Origin of the sequence: Pseudomonas sp. BN411 (assembly GCF_029871235.1) — a bacterium.
Lineage (GTDB): Bacteria > Pseudomonadota > Gammaproteobacteria > Pseudomonadales > Pseudomonadaceae > Metapseudomonas.
In genome coordinates, this window is record NZ_SSOM01000064.1 from 1 (window position 1) to 15,484 (window position 15,484).

Annotated in this window: 13 protein-coding genes; 7 read left to right on the forward strand and 6 right to left on the reverse strand. The window is 55.6% G+C overall.

Features of this window, described 5'->3' with window-relative positions:
* Nucleotides 1–108: 108 nt before the first annotated feature.
* Both E8F06_RS09965 and purU read right to left on the reverse strand, forming a co-directional pair.
* The gene (locus tag E8F06_RS09965; RefSeq protein ID WP_179057973.1) at nucleotides 109–1,368 is read right to left on the reverse strand and encodes an aminomethyl transferase family protein; all 1,260 of its coding nucleotides are present in this window, start codon (nucleotides 1,366–1,368) and stop codon (nucleotides 109–111) included.
* A 49-nt stretch (nucleotides 1,369–1,417) separates the two neighbouring features.
* Nucleotides 1,418–2,287: a formyltetrahydrofolate deformylase gene (gene purU / locus E8F06_RS09970; protein WP_280360163.1), complete on the reverse strand. Its 870-nt coding sequence runs from the start codon at nucleotides 2,285–2,287 to the stop codon at nucleotides 1,418–1,420.
* Nucleotides 2,288–2,720: 433 nt separating this feature from the next.
* Here purU and E8F06_RS09975 point away from each other — a divergent pair, with 433 nt between their 5' ends.
* Together E8F06_RS09975 and E8F06_RS09980 are read left to right on the forward strand one after the other, a co-directional pair.
* Nucleotides 2,721–3,662, forward strand: a complete 942-nt coding sequence (locus E8F06_RS09975) for a LysR family transcriptional regulator (RefSeq protein WP_280360162.1) — start codon at nucleotides 2,721–2,723, stop codon at nucleotides 3,660–3,662.
* Nucleotides 3,663–3,867: 205 nt separating this feature from the next.
* Entirely contained in the window at nucleotides 3,868–4,044 is a 177-nt protein-coding gene (locus E8F06_RS09980) for a hypothetical protein (RefSeq protein WP_280366635.1), read from the forward strand.
* A 323-nt stretch (nucleotides 4,045–4,367) separates the two neighbouring features.
* Here E8F06_RS09980 and E8F06_RS09985 read toward each other — a convergent pair whose 3' ends face one another.
* A complete protein-coding gene (locus E8F06_RS09985; RefSeq protein ID WP_280360161.1) occupies nucleotides 4,368–5,126 on the reverse strand; it encodes an SDR family NAD(P)-dependent oxidoreductase in 759 nt (252 codons plus the stop codon).
* Between the two features lie 448 nt (nucleotides 5,127–5,574).
* Here E8F06_RS09985 and E8F06_RS09990 point away from each other — a divergent pair, with 448 nt between their 5' ends.
* Both E8F06_RS09990 and E8F06_RS09995 read left to right on the forward strand, forming a co-directional pair.
* Entirely contained in the window at nucleotides 5,575–6,915 is a 1,341-nt protein-coding gene (locus E8F06_RS09990) for an aminomethyl transferase family protein (RefSeq protein ID WP_280360159.1), read from the forward strand.
* Nucleotides 6,916–7,123: 208 nt separating this feature from the next.
* Entirely contained in the window at nucleotides 7,124–8,023 is a 900-nt protein-coding gene (locus tag E8F06_RS09995) for a dioxygenase (RefSeq protein ID WP_280360158.1), read from the forward strand.
* Nucleotides 8,024–8,133: 110 nt separating this feature from the next.
* On the opposite strand, the gene E8F06_RS10000 is transcribed toward E8F06_RS09995, so the two are convergent.
* Nucleotides 8,134–9,081 (reverse strand): alpha/beta hydrolase, encoded by a 948-nt coding sequence (locus E8F06_RS10000; RefSeq protein ID WP_280360156.1) that lies wholly within the window; start codon nucleotides 9,079–9,081, stop codon nucleotides 8,134–8,136.
* 79 nt (nucleotides 9,082–9,160) lie between these two features.
* Here E8F06_RS10000 and E8F06_RS10005 point away from each other — a divergent pair, with 79 nt between their 5' ends.
* From E8F06_RS10005 to E8F06_RS10015, 3 genes are all read left to right on the forward strand, one after another.
* Entirely contained in the window at nucleotides 9,161–9,478 is a 318-nt protein-coding gene (locus tag E8F06_RS10005) for a transposase (RefSeq protein WP_280360154.1), read from the forward strand.
* Complete coding sequence (gene tnpB / locus E8F06_RS10010) at nucleotides 9,475–9,810, forward strand: IS66 family insertion sequence element accessory protein TnpB (protein ID WP_165671676.1); 336 nt, start codon at nucleotides 9,475–9,477, stop codon at nucleotides 9,808–9,810. The genes E8F06_RS10005 and tnpB overlap by 4 nt, the downstream gene beginning before the upstream one ends.
* 61 nt (nucleotides 9,811–9,871) lie before the next feature.
* On the forward strand, nucleotides 9,872–11,398 hold the full coding sequence (locus E8F06_RS10015) for an IS66 family transposase (RefSeq protein ID WP_280360150.1): 1,527 nt from the start codon (nucleotides 9,872–9,874) through the stop codon (nucleotides 11,396–11,398).
* Nucleotides 11,399–11,733: 335 nt separating this feature from the next.
* On the opposite strand, the gene E8F06_RS10020 is transcribed toward E8F06_RS10015, so the two are convergent.
* Both E8F06_RS10020 and E8F06_RS10025 read right to left on the reverse strand, forming a co-directional pair.
* Entirely contained in the window at nucleotides 11,734–14,145 is a 2,412-nt protein-coding gene (locus tag E8F06_RS10020) for an MMPL family transporter (RefSeq protein WP_280360148.1), read from the reverse strand.
* Between the two features lies 1 nt (nucleotide 14,146).
* Nucleotides 14,147–15,238, reverse strand: coding sequence for a glycosyl hydrolase (locus E8F06_RS10025; RefSeq protein ID WP_179060065.1), 1,092 nt, complete (start codon nucleotides 15,236–15,238; stop codon nucleotides 14,147–14,149).
* Nucleotides 15,239–15,484: the final 246 nt, after the last annotated feature.

Below are 15,484 nucleotides of genomic sequence, written 5' to 3' on the forward strand. Positions count from 1 at the left end.
CGTTCACGCAGTTGCCGGGCTTCGGCTTTTCCGTCGATCAGGAATGCGGACATTGTTTCTCCGGGTCTTACAGATGAAGCAGGCCCTGAGACCCAGGGCCTTGCCGACTCAGCTGCGGCGGTTGTCGGTTTTGTACGGTGCGGGCTGGACAGTGGCGCGGATGGGCAGTTGCGGCTCGCCCGGATTGCCCCAGATAACCGTGACTTCAGTACCTACTTCTGCCTGGGCGATGTCCAGGGTGCACAGCGAGAGCATCTCGCGGAAGAAGTAGCTGTAGCCACGAGAGGTGGAAACGCCGACCTCACGGCCGTTCACCAGCACCTTGTCGGCATACATGAAACCGCGCTGATCCCGGGGCATCTCCATGAAGGCGTAGTGCTCGCCCTTCTGGAACAGGGATGCGAATACCTTGAGCACATCATCGGGATTCCACACCAGGGTGCGAATCACCCGGCGTGGGTTGGCCACTTCCTTTTCCAGGGCCTCGCGGCCGATGAAGTCGTGATCGAACTTGATGTTGCGCCCCCAACCGAGCTCGACAGGGCTGCGGTACCAGGCGCTGACATCATCAGCCTCGAAGCTGCCGGCAACGTTGAAGGTCGAGGCGAACGCCGGCAGAGACGCTTCGAATTCGGCGCGATACTCAGCCATGTCCTCGCTGAAGATCGCCGGCAGGTAGTCGGTCACGATAGTGGGGAAACAGGCTTCCAGGTGGTTGATGAAGGCAGCTCGACCACCCAGCTTGCGAATCCCGAACGCTTCGCCGGCTCGCACCACTGCCTCATACACCTCGGCAGCATGTTCGGCAGGACCTTGCAGCTCCACACCAGGCTCCCCGGACATGCCCTGTCGCAGCGCGTAGACCTCATGCCCGGCAATCTTCACCACTTGCGAGTGCATGAACTTGATGTCCGCCAGGGCCACGCCTGTCAGCTTCTCGATCAATGCGGCAGCCTTGGGCCCAGCAACCTGGAATTTGAACCCTTCGACAACCTCCGAGCTGACGTTGTAATCACCCTTGCGTAGGTGGAAGTCCATGAGGAAGCCGCCGCGACCGAAGAGCATGAAGTCATCCTCCCCCCAGCGGCTGAGGATACCCTCATGGATCACCTTGCCATCACGATTGCAGTGGGTGACATGCTTGGACTGCATGATGTCGAACTTGGCGAAGCTGTTGATGGAGGTATCGGAGAAAAGCTTCAACACGTCCGGTCCACGGTAACGCCGCTGCCAAAGGAACGACCAATCACCGATGTAGCAGTGGTCCTTCCAGGACATGCTCTCGTCGAGCCAGTCCGTGTACTCAGGCTGCCCCCAACGGGACGTGAAATAGCCCTCTGGAGTCTTTCTGAAATTCTTGGGGAGCATGTCTTTACCTCGGTTACTTCAACGAATTGTTGTTATGCGTGGCCAGGCGTCAGCCTTCGAACACGATGGTTTTGCGACCGTTCGGAATGACGCGGTCTTCCAGATAGGCGCGCACTGCCCTGGCCAGGACGCGTCGTTCGATGTCACGCCCCTTACGTACGAGATCTTCCGCGCTATCGCGGTGGGAAATGCGCTCGACGTCTTGCTCGATGATCGGGCCCTCGTCCAGGTCGGCGGTGACGAAGTGCGAGGTCGCGCCAATCAGCTTCACGCCACGCTCATGGGCCTGGTGATAGGGACGCGCGCCCTTGAATCCCGGCAGGAAGCTGTGATGGATGTTGATGCAGCGCCCATCCAGCTTGCGCGAGAGGTCATCGGAGAGGATCTGCATGTAGCGAGCGAGCACAACTAGGTCGGTCCTGGTGGACTCGATCAAGGCAAGCAGTTTCTCTTCCTGCTGGGACTTGTTATCCCGGGTCACTGGCAGGTAGTGAAACGCTATGCCCTGCAGATCAACCGCGGCGTATCGCTCCTGGGGATGGTTGGCGACAACGGCCGATATCTCCATCGGCAGCTCGCCGATTCGGCTGCGGTAAAGCAGGTCGCGCAGGCAATGGTCATAGCCGGACACGAGCAGCATTACGCGCTTGCGCTGGTCCTGCGGACGCAGCGACCACTCCATGCCGTACCGATGGGCAACATCGGCGAATCCAGCCTTGATGTCCTCGAGTACCAGTTGCGTCGCGCTGTCTATCGCGTCGAACACCACCCGCATGAAGAACTGCTGAGTATCCAGATCATCGAATTGCTGCGCATCGAGGATGTTGCATCCCTGGTCAAAGAGGTAGCTGGAAACATCCTTCACGATTCCGGCGGTATTACGGCACGACAACAGCAGAATGAATTTTGGATTGGACACAGCGGTCTCCGATCATCGTTTTTATTGGAGTGGGCATCAGCGCAGCCGCACTGACGTCTGAGTCACTATAAAAACTAGATAAAATGAGATCCACGCATGCCATAGATGCACAGAATGCACGCCGTGCATAATGATCCAGCCAGTTTTCTCGCTCATGTGCGAATTGCTCAGCGCGTCGTAGCAACGGCACCAGCTACACCAAAAAAGGCCAAGCGAGAACGCGCTGTTCGAGACTCCATCCTATGTCGATCAGCACGCTCGCCAGGTAGGGATCGAGCACAGCGCCTACCCGCCCCACTCTCCTGGTGGCGGGAATATCGCAGTCGCGGTGAGTTGCCCACTGGTTCAGCGATGCCGAATCCCATCCGGCGTTTCAAGTAACGAACCTCTTGGAATACCTTAATGCATCACGATCACAAAAATACTCGACCCCATGCACAGCATTCATAGCGAAAAGAAGCTCGACCTAAACCTCCTGCCGGTCTTCGATGCTCTGATTCGGGAGGGCAGCGTGACCCGGGCCGCTGACAGCCTGGATCTCTCGCAAAGCGCGGTCAGTCACGCGCTGAAACGATTGCGGGACTTCTTCAACGATCCGCTGTTTATCAAGGTCGGTGACGGCATGAGGCCGACGCCCAAGGCCGAGCAGTTAGCAGTCTCGATACTGGGGGTCATCAGCACGGTACAAAACTCGCTACTCACCCAAACTCGCTTCGACCCGAGCACGGCGATCCGTACGTTCAAGTTCTGCATGACCGACATGGGCGAACTCGTGTTTCTACCCAGGATGATCCAGGAGCTAAAGCGCAGAGCACCACACTGCACCATTCAAACGCTGCAGGTCAGGCCCGAAAACATAGCTGCGACGCTAGAGTCGGGCGAGGCTGACCTTGCGATGGGATCGCAGCTTGCCGTAAACGACGAACTCTTCCAGCAGAATCTGTTCTTCCACAAGTTTGTCACGATCGTCAGTCGGGAAAACCGACAGGTTGGGGACTCGATCAGCCTTGAGCAATTCACCCGTATGAAGCACATCGTGATCAATCTCGGGGGCAAGACCACGCACTACGATCGAGCGCTGGACGAGCACGGTATCAAGCGTGGTGTGTTCCTGCTGACCCCCCACTACCTGGTCATTCCCATGCTGATCAAGAATGACCCTGAGCTGATTGCGACCGTTCCAGGAGAGATCGGCCGTATCTTCGATGAGTACGGCTGGGTTCGACGCCTGAAACCCCCAGTGGATCTCGCGCCATTCCCAATTTGTCAGTACTGGCATCCCCGCTTTCACCACGATGAGGCGAATCGCTGGCTCAGGCAGTTGATGAAGGAAATCTACGATGACTTCCTACCGGAATCTGGGAATGCCTGGTGAGGACGCTGGTGGAATGCCGACGCCGAAGGAGGAGGAGCAGTAGAAAAGGTCGGTGAGTGTTGCATGCCGGTCCTACTTTCATGCTGCCGCTTCGCACTAGGTCACCCCTATTCCGAGATGGCCAGCACAGCTATCGAAAGATAGGACCTTTTTGAAACGCAAATAGAGACGCTATGGCTGTCCTGCTCCAACCAGAGGCATAGCCATGAGAACAAAAATAATTTCCATCGGCCTCGCAGTTACCATCGCCATCCTGCTGATCGTCGCTGCCGCCCAAACCACCCCACAACGCTACACCGCAGACATCCCTGAAGCTTGCATGCATTCCAGCGTCAATTGCACATTGCCGCCGGGCTTTCGAGGCTGGCCTTCGATTCCGTGAGCCAACCGCGACCATAGTAATGCATACAACCTCCACGAGGCGCGCGACGAAGCCACGCACTTAGCATGGACAGGTGTTGCCCCGGGCAGAAAATCGACTTCCCGGGGCATAAGGCCTGGCCCAAAAGGTGGCTTCGCTTGCTGTGAAGGAATTGGGGGGGGGGAAGGAGCAAGAGAAAGCGCCGGCGGGCAGCGCTCACCGGCGCTTTTTCATTGGCGGGCAGTTCGGCCTCCGACCTCTACTTTGGCGGCTAGGGGTAGCGACAAGCGCTTGTACAGAACACCGAATGCATCCTGTACAAGAGGCACTAGGCAACAAGACGATTACTGATGGTTCTCACGCCAGTTTTTCGGTAACGGTCCAAGCGTAGTGCCGCCATCTACCAAATACTCACCGCCAGTAATAAAGCCCGAATCCTGGTGCGCAATAAACAACACCATACGGCTGATTTCTTCCGGCTGTGCCGCCCGCGGGATAGCCTGAATAGAAAGCATTCCACTGAGATCATGTGGCGCAGTCATCGGCGTGTGAACTGCCCCAGGGAACACCGCATTTACTCGAATATTGTCGTGAGCGAGCTCCAACGCCGCCGCCTTAGTCAGACCACGCACGCCCCACTTGCTGGCGCAATAAGCAGAAGCCAAAGGATATCCCTGGACGGCGGCAGTGGAACCAATGTTGATGATACTGCCGCGACCCAGTTCCTTCATTCCAGCGACAACAGAGCAGATTCCAAGATATACGCCCGTAAGGTTGATATCGAGCGTCCGTTGAAAAATGGCCTTCTCGCGGCCATCAAGCGGGTCAAAGCCAATAATACCGGCGTTATTAACTAATACAGAGACCAGACCAAAGGTGCGAGCCTGCTCCAGAGCAGCATCCCAAGACTCTTCATCAGTTACATCCAGAGTAACGAACATCGCACGTTCGCCCAACTCGTCTGCAAGCGCCTGGCCTTTGTCCTTTGCGATATCGCCAATGACAACATTCGCGCCCAGACGATGGAACGCGCGCGCATGAGACTCCCCCATGCCGCTGGCTGCGCCGGTAATCAGGACAGTTTCATTTTCGAAGCTCATCATCTTATTTATTTCCTTTTATGAGACTACTACTTAGAACGCATGTACATAAGCGTTTCAGCCGGGGACGGCCGATTTATCATGCCTATGCAGGCTAGACAAACATTCCAAGTAATTCCCCCTATCTGAGGATAGGGGATTAAGCACTCACACACGCTTATCTTGAGCCTATGCACATCCGGAGCTTTTACTGCATCGAATCGGCCTCACTAGAAAATACCGATCGTGACATTGGCGGCGTAGGGACTAGGGCTTACATCACCGTCTCTTAGTGTCCAAACACCGTAAGAACACGCTGCTCATCGATTCAAATCTGTCCAAGTTAACCGCAATAACGCAAGTGTTACGCGCCGCGGCGGCAATCTCAGTTTTTATGTCCGAAGCTTGGAACTGGATGATAGCCGTTAACCTTTTGTTCGACACTTCAATACAAGAAAGTTAAGGAAATACCATGAGCAAAGCAAATCCGCAGCCTCTATACCACGTAGCGCAAGTACCGGACGACCCTCGCACCACCTCTTACACACGTTTCTTCTTCGAGCTTGAGCCCACGGAATACACCAACTGGATCGATGAGTGCGAGTCTTGGAAGAAAACTTGCTTCATCGGCGACTGGTCCCCGCTAATGAAACTGAAAATTACTGGGCCGGACGCTCTGTCTTTCTTCTCCTCAATTTCCGTAAACAGCTTTGCAAAATTCGACATCGGTCAAGCCAAACATGCGGTTCTTTGTAATGTATCCGGCAAGATAATGGGAGATGGCGTCCTGATGCGCCTCTCCGAAGAAAGCTTCATTTACACCAGTGGGCCCGGAGTCGCCTGGGCGATGTATCAATTTGCAAAGGGTAATTACAACGCCAAGGCCGAAGTCGTTACCGAAGACTATTTCGCATTCCAGGTCCAAGGCCCCAACTCCTTGCTTCTCCTGGAGGAGCTCACGGGCGAAAGTTTGCGCGACATCGGCTTCATGCGATTCCGCAAGTCCAGCATCAATGGCATGACCTTCAACGTGCTCCGCCAAGGCATGGCCGGTGAACTCGGATACGAACTTCACGGCGAGAGCCACAACGGTGTCGAAATCTACAACACGATTCTTAAGGTGGGAGAGCGATATGGCATCCGCCGTCTTGGCGGACGCAGCAAGATGGTGAATCACGTCGAAGCCTGCTTCCCCACACCGACCGTGGACTATTTACCGGCAATGTTCGGTGACGATCAACGCGACTTTCTCGGTGTGATCCTGCAGAGCATGCCTTACTTCATGGAGTGGCTTGCTGTCGCCGGTAGTGCTCAAAGCAGGGACTTCACAACTTATGCCCGCACGCCGTTCGAGCTCGGCTGGGGTAAGAACGTGAAGTTCGACCACGAATTCATCGGTCGCGCCGCTCTAGAAGAAGCGGCCAATCCACGTCGGACAATGGTCACTCTCGTCTGGAATGGCGAAGATGTATCCGACGTTTCAGCCTCGTTTCTGAGCAAGGACGCAGAGCCATACACCTATATGGAAATGCCCCGAAACCTGCTGGGTTTGACCTGGATGGACAAAGTGCTAGTGGATGGCCACGAAATCGGCGTTTCGAGCTCGCGATGCTACAGCTACACCTTCCGCGAAATGCTGTCGTTGTGTGTTATCGACCAAGAGTACGCGACCCCAGGTACGGAGGTTGTAGTGGTTTGGGGCCATCCCGGCACCCGTCAGAAGCACATCCGCGCCCGCGTCGCGCCTGCCCCCTACAAGAAGGACAATCGTCGAATCGACGTCACCGGCCTTCCTTCAGCGCAAACCGTCTGAAATTAACGCCATTTATGCCGGGGTCTCTCCCGGCATTCATTCCTCGGCAGGTCTCGTACGCCGCTCGCCTCGAATCTTCCATCGTCAGCCAAGGCGCAAACAATTCATTCTGATAGATCACAGATGAAACCTGCGGAACATTTGATAAATCCGAGAAGTTTTTATTAAGAGCTCTCCAAGATCAGTATCACAAGAGGACCATAACAAGATGACTACCACTCTCGGTGATGAACGATTATCTCAACTGACAAACTCAGTCATTGCACAAATGTCTACAACACCCTCCACACGCCTACGCACGTTGATGGAATGCGCAGTTCGACATTTGCATGCATTTGCCATTGAAGCAAACCTGACACCTGAAGAATGGTTGACTGGAATTGCATTTCTCACAGCGACCGGTCAAATGTGTAATAGCGATCGACAAGAGTTCATCCTCCTCTCGGATGCCCTCGGTCTGAGCACTATCGTTAATCTGCTTCAGGATGGGAGTGGGGTAAACCAAGCCACCGAAAGCAGTCTGCTCGGTCCGTTCTATCGGGAGAATGCACCGAACTACCAGGCCAGTGAATCAATGGCACGCCGCTGCAATGGCCCCCAGCTTCAGCTCTATGGCCGAATCCTGAATACGGATGGAAATCCGATCCCCAATGCCACAGTGCAGATCTGGCAGACCGATTCAGAAGGGGTTTATGACATTCAGCGCGGACAGGAAATGGATACGCGGGGCGTCTACAGCACTGACGAGAACGGTTGTTACCATGCCTTCACGGTCATGCCGAAAAGCTACCCGCTACCTGACGACGGGCCGGTAAGACGCATGCTAGATGCCCAAAGTCGCCATGGGTACCGACCAGCTCATATCCACTACCTGATCAGCGCCCCCGAGCACAAAGAGCTCGTAACCGCCCTCTACATAGCTGGGGATTGCTACATCGATGACGACGCAGTCTTCGGAGTGAGTTCAACCACGCTGATCGTGACCCCAACCCTGGACAACAACGCTCCCCACCCTGAAGTACCAGCTATCTCGTACGACTTCCACTTGGCCCCTGGCATGACGGCAAGCGGTAGAATTGGTGCAGACGTTGCCACATTGAGCTTCTAGTTCGCCTTGCAAGCCCGCACGATGGAGAAAGGGCACGGTCTTCATACTGGCCGTGTCCTTATCCTCTGTCTTTGACTCTTTCCCGATGCTCGTACAATGCCACCGGAAGGCTAAGGCAGATTCGCGGCTAGGAACTCCGCCCCCTGGAGCAAGGCAGCATCACCCTCCTCCAACTCTGACGCATGGTTGTGCCAGAGATGGAACATATTCGGCCACACGTCCAATCTCACCCGCACTCCCATCCCACCTGCGTGCCTTGCCAGCCTAAGCGAGTCATCGAGAAGCAATTCGTTTGAGCCCACCTGTATCATCATGGGGGGCAATCCGATCATGCTGTTCTGCAGCACTGACACTCTTGGATCTACCGCGGAAATCTCTCCCAAGTAAAGAGAGGCGCAGTTCGCCAGCCACTCTGGGGTAAGGCAAATGTCGCTAGCTGCTTTGGTCGTGAAGCTCTCGTGCTGCAAACTGAGGTCGACCCAAGGCGATATAAGAAGTGCCGCTGCGGGCAAAGGTAGACATTGGCACTTAGCATCTTCCAGCAACGAAAGAATCAGATTCGCCCCTGACGAATCTCCTGCGAACACTATTTCTTCCGCAGCAATACCATTGCCAAGAAGCGCATGGTAAGCAGCAAGAATGTCTTCGCGTGCAGACGGGAATGGGTGTTCGGGTGCCAAACGATAGTCAAGGATCAACGCCCGTGCACCCGCCTGCAGAGCCAGATTGCCGGCCAGCCCCACGAAGGCCTCGGCAGATCCCAACACAAACCCTCCACCATGCACGTATACGAGTGTCCTGGACCCGACGTAGTCCTCTGGGATGGCCCACATCGCACTTACACCGTTCAGGTTAACCCGCTCCACCTGCATATCTGCCGGGGGCTGCAACTGTTTACAACGGGTATCAAAACTGAACCGCGCCAACTCCAGAGAGCTGAAATTCCGCATATGGGTATCAGGAAAATGCTGAGCGAGTGCTGGAGGTCGAGGCTGGGTCATGGCGGCTAGTTGTGACTCAATTGATGGAGGTGCTGGGTAAGCGTCCAGCCAAGTCACCTTCCGAACTCCAGCATTAAGGGCGATGGTGTCCGCGTATTTTTAAGCGGACGCGATAGCCCTTATCGCCGGGATTTCCATGCGCCAACGAAGCTCTTACCCCAAATTATTCAAGGCCCAGGTTGTTCAGGAATGCCTGCAACCCGGTGCGACCCTCTCCAGCGTTGCCATCAGCCACGGCATCAACGCCAACGTCATCCGCAAGTGGCTACCGCTTTACCGAGATCAGCCACCAGCGGCGTTGCCGGCGTTCGTTCCATTGAGGGCCACGCCCAAACGAACCACTGAGGCGTTCGCAATCATTGAGTTGTCCCTTGGCGAGCAAGCGGTCACGGTGAAATGGCCAGCCTCCGATCCTGAAGGTTGCGCCCGCTTTGTGCGTGGGCTCACCCCGTGATCCGCATCGATACCATCTGGCTCGCCACCGAGCCGATGGACATGCGCGCCGGCACCGACACCGCGTTGGCCCGTGTGGTGGCCGTGTTCGGTGCGGCGAAGCCGCACTGTGCCTATCTGTTCGCGAATCGCCGCGCCAACCGCATGAAAGTCCTGGTGCATGACGGCGTGGGTATCTGGCTGGCCGCGCGGAGATTAAACCAGGGCAAGTTTCACTGGCCAGGCATCCGGCATGGCTCGGAGGTCGAGCTCGACACCGAGCAACTTCAGGCTTTGGTTCTTGGCCTACCCTGGCAGCGTGTCGGCGCCGCCGGCGCGATCACAGTGCTGTAGCACCTGCCATTAGCCCATCGGTTTATCTCCGCTGACCGCCGGCTCTGGCACAATCAGCGGCATGACTGCTTCGCCCAATCTCGACCAACTGACTCCTGACCAGCTGCGCGCCCTGGCTGCGCAGTTGCTCACGCAGGTCGACGTGATGGGCAAGAAGATCCACCGCGACCAAACGGTGATCGAGAACCTCACCCACGAAATCGCCATCCTCAAGCGGCACAAGTTTGCCAAGCGCAGCGAGCAACTGAGCCCTGACCAGGGCCGCCTGCTGGATGACCTGCTCGACACCGACATCGTGGCCATCGAGGCGGAGCTGAAAGCGGTCAATCCGCCGGCTGCGCCGGCCGAAGCACGCCAGCAGCCCAAGCGTGCACCGCTGCCACCGCAACTCCCGCGCACCGTGATCCATCACGAACCGGAGAACACCCAGTGCGTCTGCGGCTGCCAGCTGCAACGCGTGGGTGAAGACGTCAGCGAAAAGCTGGATTACACGCCGGGCGTGTTCACCGTCGAGCAGCATGTGCGTGGGAAATGGGCCTGCCGCCAGTGCGAAACGCTGATCCAGGCGCCGGTGCCGGCGCAGGTGATCGACAAGGGTATCCCCACCGCTGGCCTGTTGGCGCACGTGATGGTGGCCAAATTCGCCGACCACCTGCCGCTGTACCGGCAGGAAAAGATCTTCGGCCGTGCCGGCCTGGCTATCGCTCGTTCGACGCTGGCGCAGTGGGTCGGGCAAACCGGCGTGCAGCTCCAGCCGCTGGTCGATGCGCTGCGCGAAGCGGTGCTGGGCCAACGCGTGATCCACGCTGACGAAACCCCGGTGCAAATGCTCGCGCCGGGCGAAAAGAAAACCCATCGGGCTTACGTCTGGGCCTACAGCACCACGCCCTTCGCCGATCTGAAGGCCGTGGTCTACGACTTCAGCCCCAGCCGTGCCGGCGAGCATGCGCGCAATTTTCTTGGCCAGTGGAATGGCAAGCTGGTCTGCGACGACTTTGCTGGCTACAAGGCCGGTTTCGAGCAAGGCATCACCGAAATCGGCTGCATGGCCCACGCCCGCCGCAAGTTCTTCGATCTGCACGCGGCGAACAAAAGCCAACTGGCTGAACAAGCGCTGCACTCGATCGCTGGGCTGTACGAAGTCGAACGCCAAGTGCGCGACATGAGCGATGAAGAACGCGGGCGAATACGGCAGGAAAAGGCCTCACCGATCCTCGCCGCGCTGCATGACTGGATGCTGGCCCAACGTGATCGGGTGCCCAACGGATCAGCCACGGCGAAAGCCTTGGATTACAGCCTCAAACGCTGGCAGGCACTGACTCGCTATGTCGAGGATGGTGCTGTGCCCATCGACAATAACCAAGTCGAGAACCAGATCCGCCCGTGGGCTCTAGGTCGCTCCAATTGGCTGTTTGCCGGGTCGCTACGCAGCGGCAAACGGGCGGCGGCAATCATGAGCCTGATCCAGTCGGCCCGCATGAACGGACATGATCCGTATGCCTATCTCAAGGACGTGCTGACACGACTGCCGACGCAGCGAGCAAGTGATATCGGCCAACTGCTGCCGCATCAGTGGGTGCCTGCCTGAATCACGCAAGGTGAGTTCGGCGTACGCTTACGGTGCTGGAGAGAAACACTCGTAATAAGAGGTTCCGGCTCACAGAGAGATGCTGCAATCTGGAGAATAGGAAGAGACAGCCAACGCAGTACCTATCGCAAGATAGTAATGCGGAGCCAGAGGAGACTTTCATGGGAGTGGTGCCAAGGGCCAATGCAGGCGCGTGCTCTTAGACCTGGTCACACCGCTGTTTAGCTCATATCCCAGCTCTGAACCGTGGAGACTTTAACTACGCCCCACATGGTCCCCTGTATAAAAAAGAACCCACCGGAGTGGGTTCAAAGGGTGACACTTTTAGGAGCCAATCATACAGCTTCGCACTTTTCCTTAAGCCGAACGTCCGCCTCAACTTTCTCCTTAGCTACCTTGCTCGGTTTCAGGAGGAAAGCCGCTAGACTCGGAAGTAGGATCAATGCACCAAACATATTAACGAGGAACATAAACGCCAGCAACAAACCCATATCAGCTTGGAACTTAATTGGCGAGAACATCCACGTGGCCACGCCAGCGGCTAGCGTCATACCAGTCAGCAACACCACCCTGCCAACAAACATCAGTGAACGTGCATACGCTTCTTCTAAGCTATACCCCATCCTCAACCAGAGCAGCATTATGCTAAGAATATATAGTGCGTAGTCGATACCGATCCCCACGCCCAACGCAGTAACTGGCAATGTGGAAACCTTAAGCCCTACCCCTACGAGCACCATCAGAGCTTCAGCCAATATACTAGTCAGCGCAAGCGGCAATATCGCTACCAATACCGCCCGCCACGATTTGAACGTTATTAGACTCAGAACTATAACCGCGACATACACCCCCAAAAGCATCAGGTAGTTATTTTTTTTAACCACCTGATTAGTGGCTGCCTCAATCCCAGCGTTACCTGCCGCCAGCAAAAACTTTACTTCCTTAGTGTTTGACTCTGCAGCGAAGCGCTCAACCACCTCTACAGCTTGCTGTAAAGTCTCAGCTTTGTGATCGCGCAGGTAAGCGTAGACCGTGAGCATGTTGCAATCACCATTGAACAACCCACGCGTGGCCTGAGTCATAACAGTGTTGAGCACTACCTGATTAGGGACGATCTCAGCCCATTTAAAGCTACCTTCATTGAAAGCCGCCCCCATCTGACGCACTAGGTCGGCAAATGAATTGGTAGCCTCTACTCCAGGAAGCTGCTGCAGGCGCCCCTGCAGATCGCGCACAGCAACCACCGTATCGTAATCAGCGCACTGTTCATCAGCAGTAGTCACCATGATTGCCATCACGTCACTACTGGTTGAGTAGTTTGTGGTGATGTACGCATTGTCCCGGTTGTATCGTGAGTCCGGATTGAGCTCCGGGGCGCCAGCATCAAGATCACCAATCTTCAGCTGTGAGGCCAATATGGCCCCCCCGATAGCCAGGCATGATGCAACGCAGACTGCACCAAATGCCCAACGGCGCTGAGTGAACCGGACAAGCAGTCCCCACGGCCCGCTATTGCCATTTAAAGCGCGTTCTTCGCTACGAAGGGCACGCTCAGCGGCATGACGGTTGACGCCCGTATAAGTGAGCAGAATCGGCAACAGGATCAAGTTGGTAAAGATAAGGATAGCGACGCCAAGGCTTGCGGCTAGTGCCAGCTCCCTGATTGCCTGAATATTGACCATAAACAGAACAGCAAAGCCTACGGCATCGCATACCAGGGCAGTAAATCCAGCCATGAACAGACGTCGGAATGTGTTACGCGCAGCGTCCACTTTTGATAGCCCGCGCCCGACATCCTGCATCACGCCGTTCATCTTCTGTGCGCCATGGCTCATGCCAATGGCAAAAATCAAGAACGGCACAAGGATCGAATATGGATCAAGGTGGAAGCCCATAAGCGGCAGCATGCCGAGCAGCCACAGTACGGCCACAAGGGAACACAGCACTACCAGCATCGTGCTGCGCAGGCAGCGGGTAAACCAGTACACCATGACAGTGGCAATGGCGATTGCCACACCGAAGAAGATCAGAATCTCTACCAAGCCATCGATCAAATCCCCCATTACCTTAGCGAATCCGATGATGTAAATGCCGACGTTATCGCTTTCGTACTTTGCCCGGATCACCTCCAACTGCTTGGATAGCTGTCCGTAGTCGAGGCTCTGGCCAACCTGGGCATCGTACTCAAGGAGGGGCACAATAATTGCGCTGGATTGAAAGTCACTGGCGACCAAACGACCGACTTCCCCGGACCGCATAATATTGAGTCGCAACTCTTCCAAGCTGGCCTTTGAACCATCATAGGCGTCCGGCATGACGGGCCCACCGTCAATACCCTGCTCGGTTACTGCAAGCCAGCGCGTGCTGCGCGTCCAGAGTGATTGCAAATACGGCCGTTCGACCCCTGGCAGCGCAAAAATCTCGTCGTTGACTTTGCGCAGAGTATCCAGGTAGTGGGGGTCCAAAATGCTCCCAGATTTATTTTCCACAACCACACGAAGAGTATTCCCCAACCCCTTCAAATCCTTTTCGTGGGTAAGATAGTTCTGGATATATGGATGATCATGGGGAATTACCGATTTATAACTAGCATTCAATCCAAGGTAGCGTGCCTGATACCCTAGAAACACCGTTATCAGCAGGCAAAGGAGAAGGATGACTCCGCGATTCTCAAACAACAGTCGCTCGAGGAACGAACTATCACCAACTTGAAACGAACTAGAGGATGCCCCGGTTTGGAATTGCATTTTACTTTGCCTCCAGCTGAACAATTTCTACACCAAGAGGTCCCACAACCAACAACTTCTCCCTTGAAAGTTGAAGGATGTCAGCGACAGGCTGATTGGACTGCGCAAGAGGAGAGAACTTTTCTCCCCCATCTCGGCTTACAATGATCTGGCCGTTATCGCTACCGAGAACTACCGCACCATCATCCAATATCTCACTGGCCTGCAATGAGGCAGAGACACCGCTTTCAATTCTGCTCCAGCTCTGCCCATGGTCACTTGAGCGCACCAAGTTACCTCTGAGACCAAACGCTAGAACATCACTGTTCTTGGTAACCACAGCACCAAACAATGTGCCCTCGTAAGGTTGTTGAAGCGCCCGGAATCGTTTCCCATCTTCACTACTCAGCAGCAAGCCCTGCTCACCGGCCACGTACAGAGGCCCCTGGGACTGTGTAAGAGCGTAGAAATGAAGACTTCCCGGGTTAACTTGCGCACTGTTTTCGGAAGTCCATGAAAGCCCCCCATTTACGGTGCGGTACATCAATCCATAGGCACCAGCAACCAAGACCTCTCTTGCGCCGCGAATGCTTAACGATAGAAATGGCTTGTCAGGTCCGTCCGCAACAAGATTCTGGGCACTAGTCAGCGCATCCAATGGCTGATCTACGGAAGAAGCGGTGCCAGCAGTGCTGTGGTGGACGGCTTCCGCGAGTACCAACTGCGCCGCCTGGATTCCATCGAGCTGACGGCTCCAGGTCTCCCCACCGTCCTCTGTGTGCAAAACCACCCCCAGATGCCCAACGGCCCAACCGGAAGTATCATTTGCGAAGGCAACATCGGTCAGCAGGACGCTCGCTGGTACTTCACGAGCCTGTCTCCAGGTAGCTCCCTGATCATCGGAAAGAACGATCAAACCTTTCTCACCAACGGCCACCAACCTATTGCCGGCCCGTGCCGCTGCCAACAAAAACCCTTTATCTGGATGCTTGATAGTGACCGCCGGTCGATCTAGGACCACGGGCCGAGTACGCTCACCTGCATGCGCATGACTAGTGCACCAGGTAATCGACAATAGCAAGGTCAGCAGCAAGGCCTTTTTATTTGCACGCATAGCTTTGTCCACGGGGCGATTAAACCCCTATTTGTTATTATCTTTACGAGCCCATTACTCAGCGAATGAACTAGCCACCTTCACGCGGATCCCGAAGAATCCTAGCGTCTAGGCTAAAATCTACACCGACCTGAAGAGCGCATAACCTATCTTAAGATAGACGCTATTCAATCCCTAAAAACACACAACCACCGCAACTGCCCACAATATAAAAAAGCCCTCGCAAAGCGAGGGCAAGACCAGCCT

What these genes read in the sequence shown, in the direction of transcription:
- E8F06_RS09965 (WP_179057973.1), bottom strand. Translation starts at nt 1,368, where the DNA reads ATGCTCCCCAAGAATTTCAGAAAGACTCCAGAGGGCTATTTCACGTCC.
- E8F06_RS10025 (WP_179060065.1), bottom strand. Translation starts at nt 15,238, where the DNA reads ATGCGTGCAAATAAAAAGGCCTTGCTGCTGACCTTGCTATTGTCGATT.
- E8F06_RS09985 (WP_280360161.1), bottom strand. Translation starts at nt 5,126, where the DNA reads ATGATGAGCTTCGAAAATGAAACTGTCCTGATTACCGGCGCAGCCAGC.
- E8F06_RS10020 (WP_280360148.1), bottom strand. Translation starts at nt 14,145, where the DNA reads ATGCAATTCCAAACCGGGGCATCCTCTAGTTCGTTTCAAGTTGGTGAT.
- E8F06_RS09975 (WP_280360162.1), top strand. Translation starts at nt 2,721, where the DNA reads ATGCACAGCATTCATAGCGAAAAGAAGCTCGACCTAAACCTCCTGCCG.
- E8F06_RS10015 (WP_280360150.1), top strand. Translation starts at nt 9,872, where the DNA reads ATGACTGCTTCGCCCAATCTCGACCAACTGACTCCTGACCAGCTGCGC.
- E8F06_RS09995 (WP_280360158.1), top strand. Translation starts at nt 7,124, where the DNA reads ATGACTACCACTCTCGGTGATGAACGATTATCTCAACTGACAAACTCA.
- E8F06_RS09990 (WP_280360159.1), top strand. Translation starts at nt 5,575, where the DNA reads ATGAGCAAAGCAAATCCGCAGCCTCTATACCACGTAGCGCAAGTACCG.
- E8F06_RS10005 (WP_280360154.1), top strand. Translation starts at nt 9,161, where the DNA reads ATGCGCCAACGAAGCTCTTACCCCAAATTATTCAAGGCCCAGGTTGTT.
- E8F06_RS09980 (WP_280366635.1), top strand. Translation starts at nt 3,868, where the DNA reads ATGAGAACAAAAATAATTTCCATCGGCCTCGCAGTTACCATCGCCATC.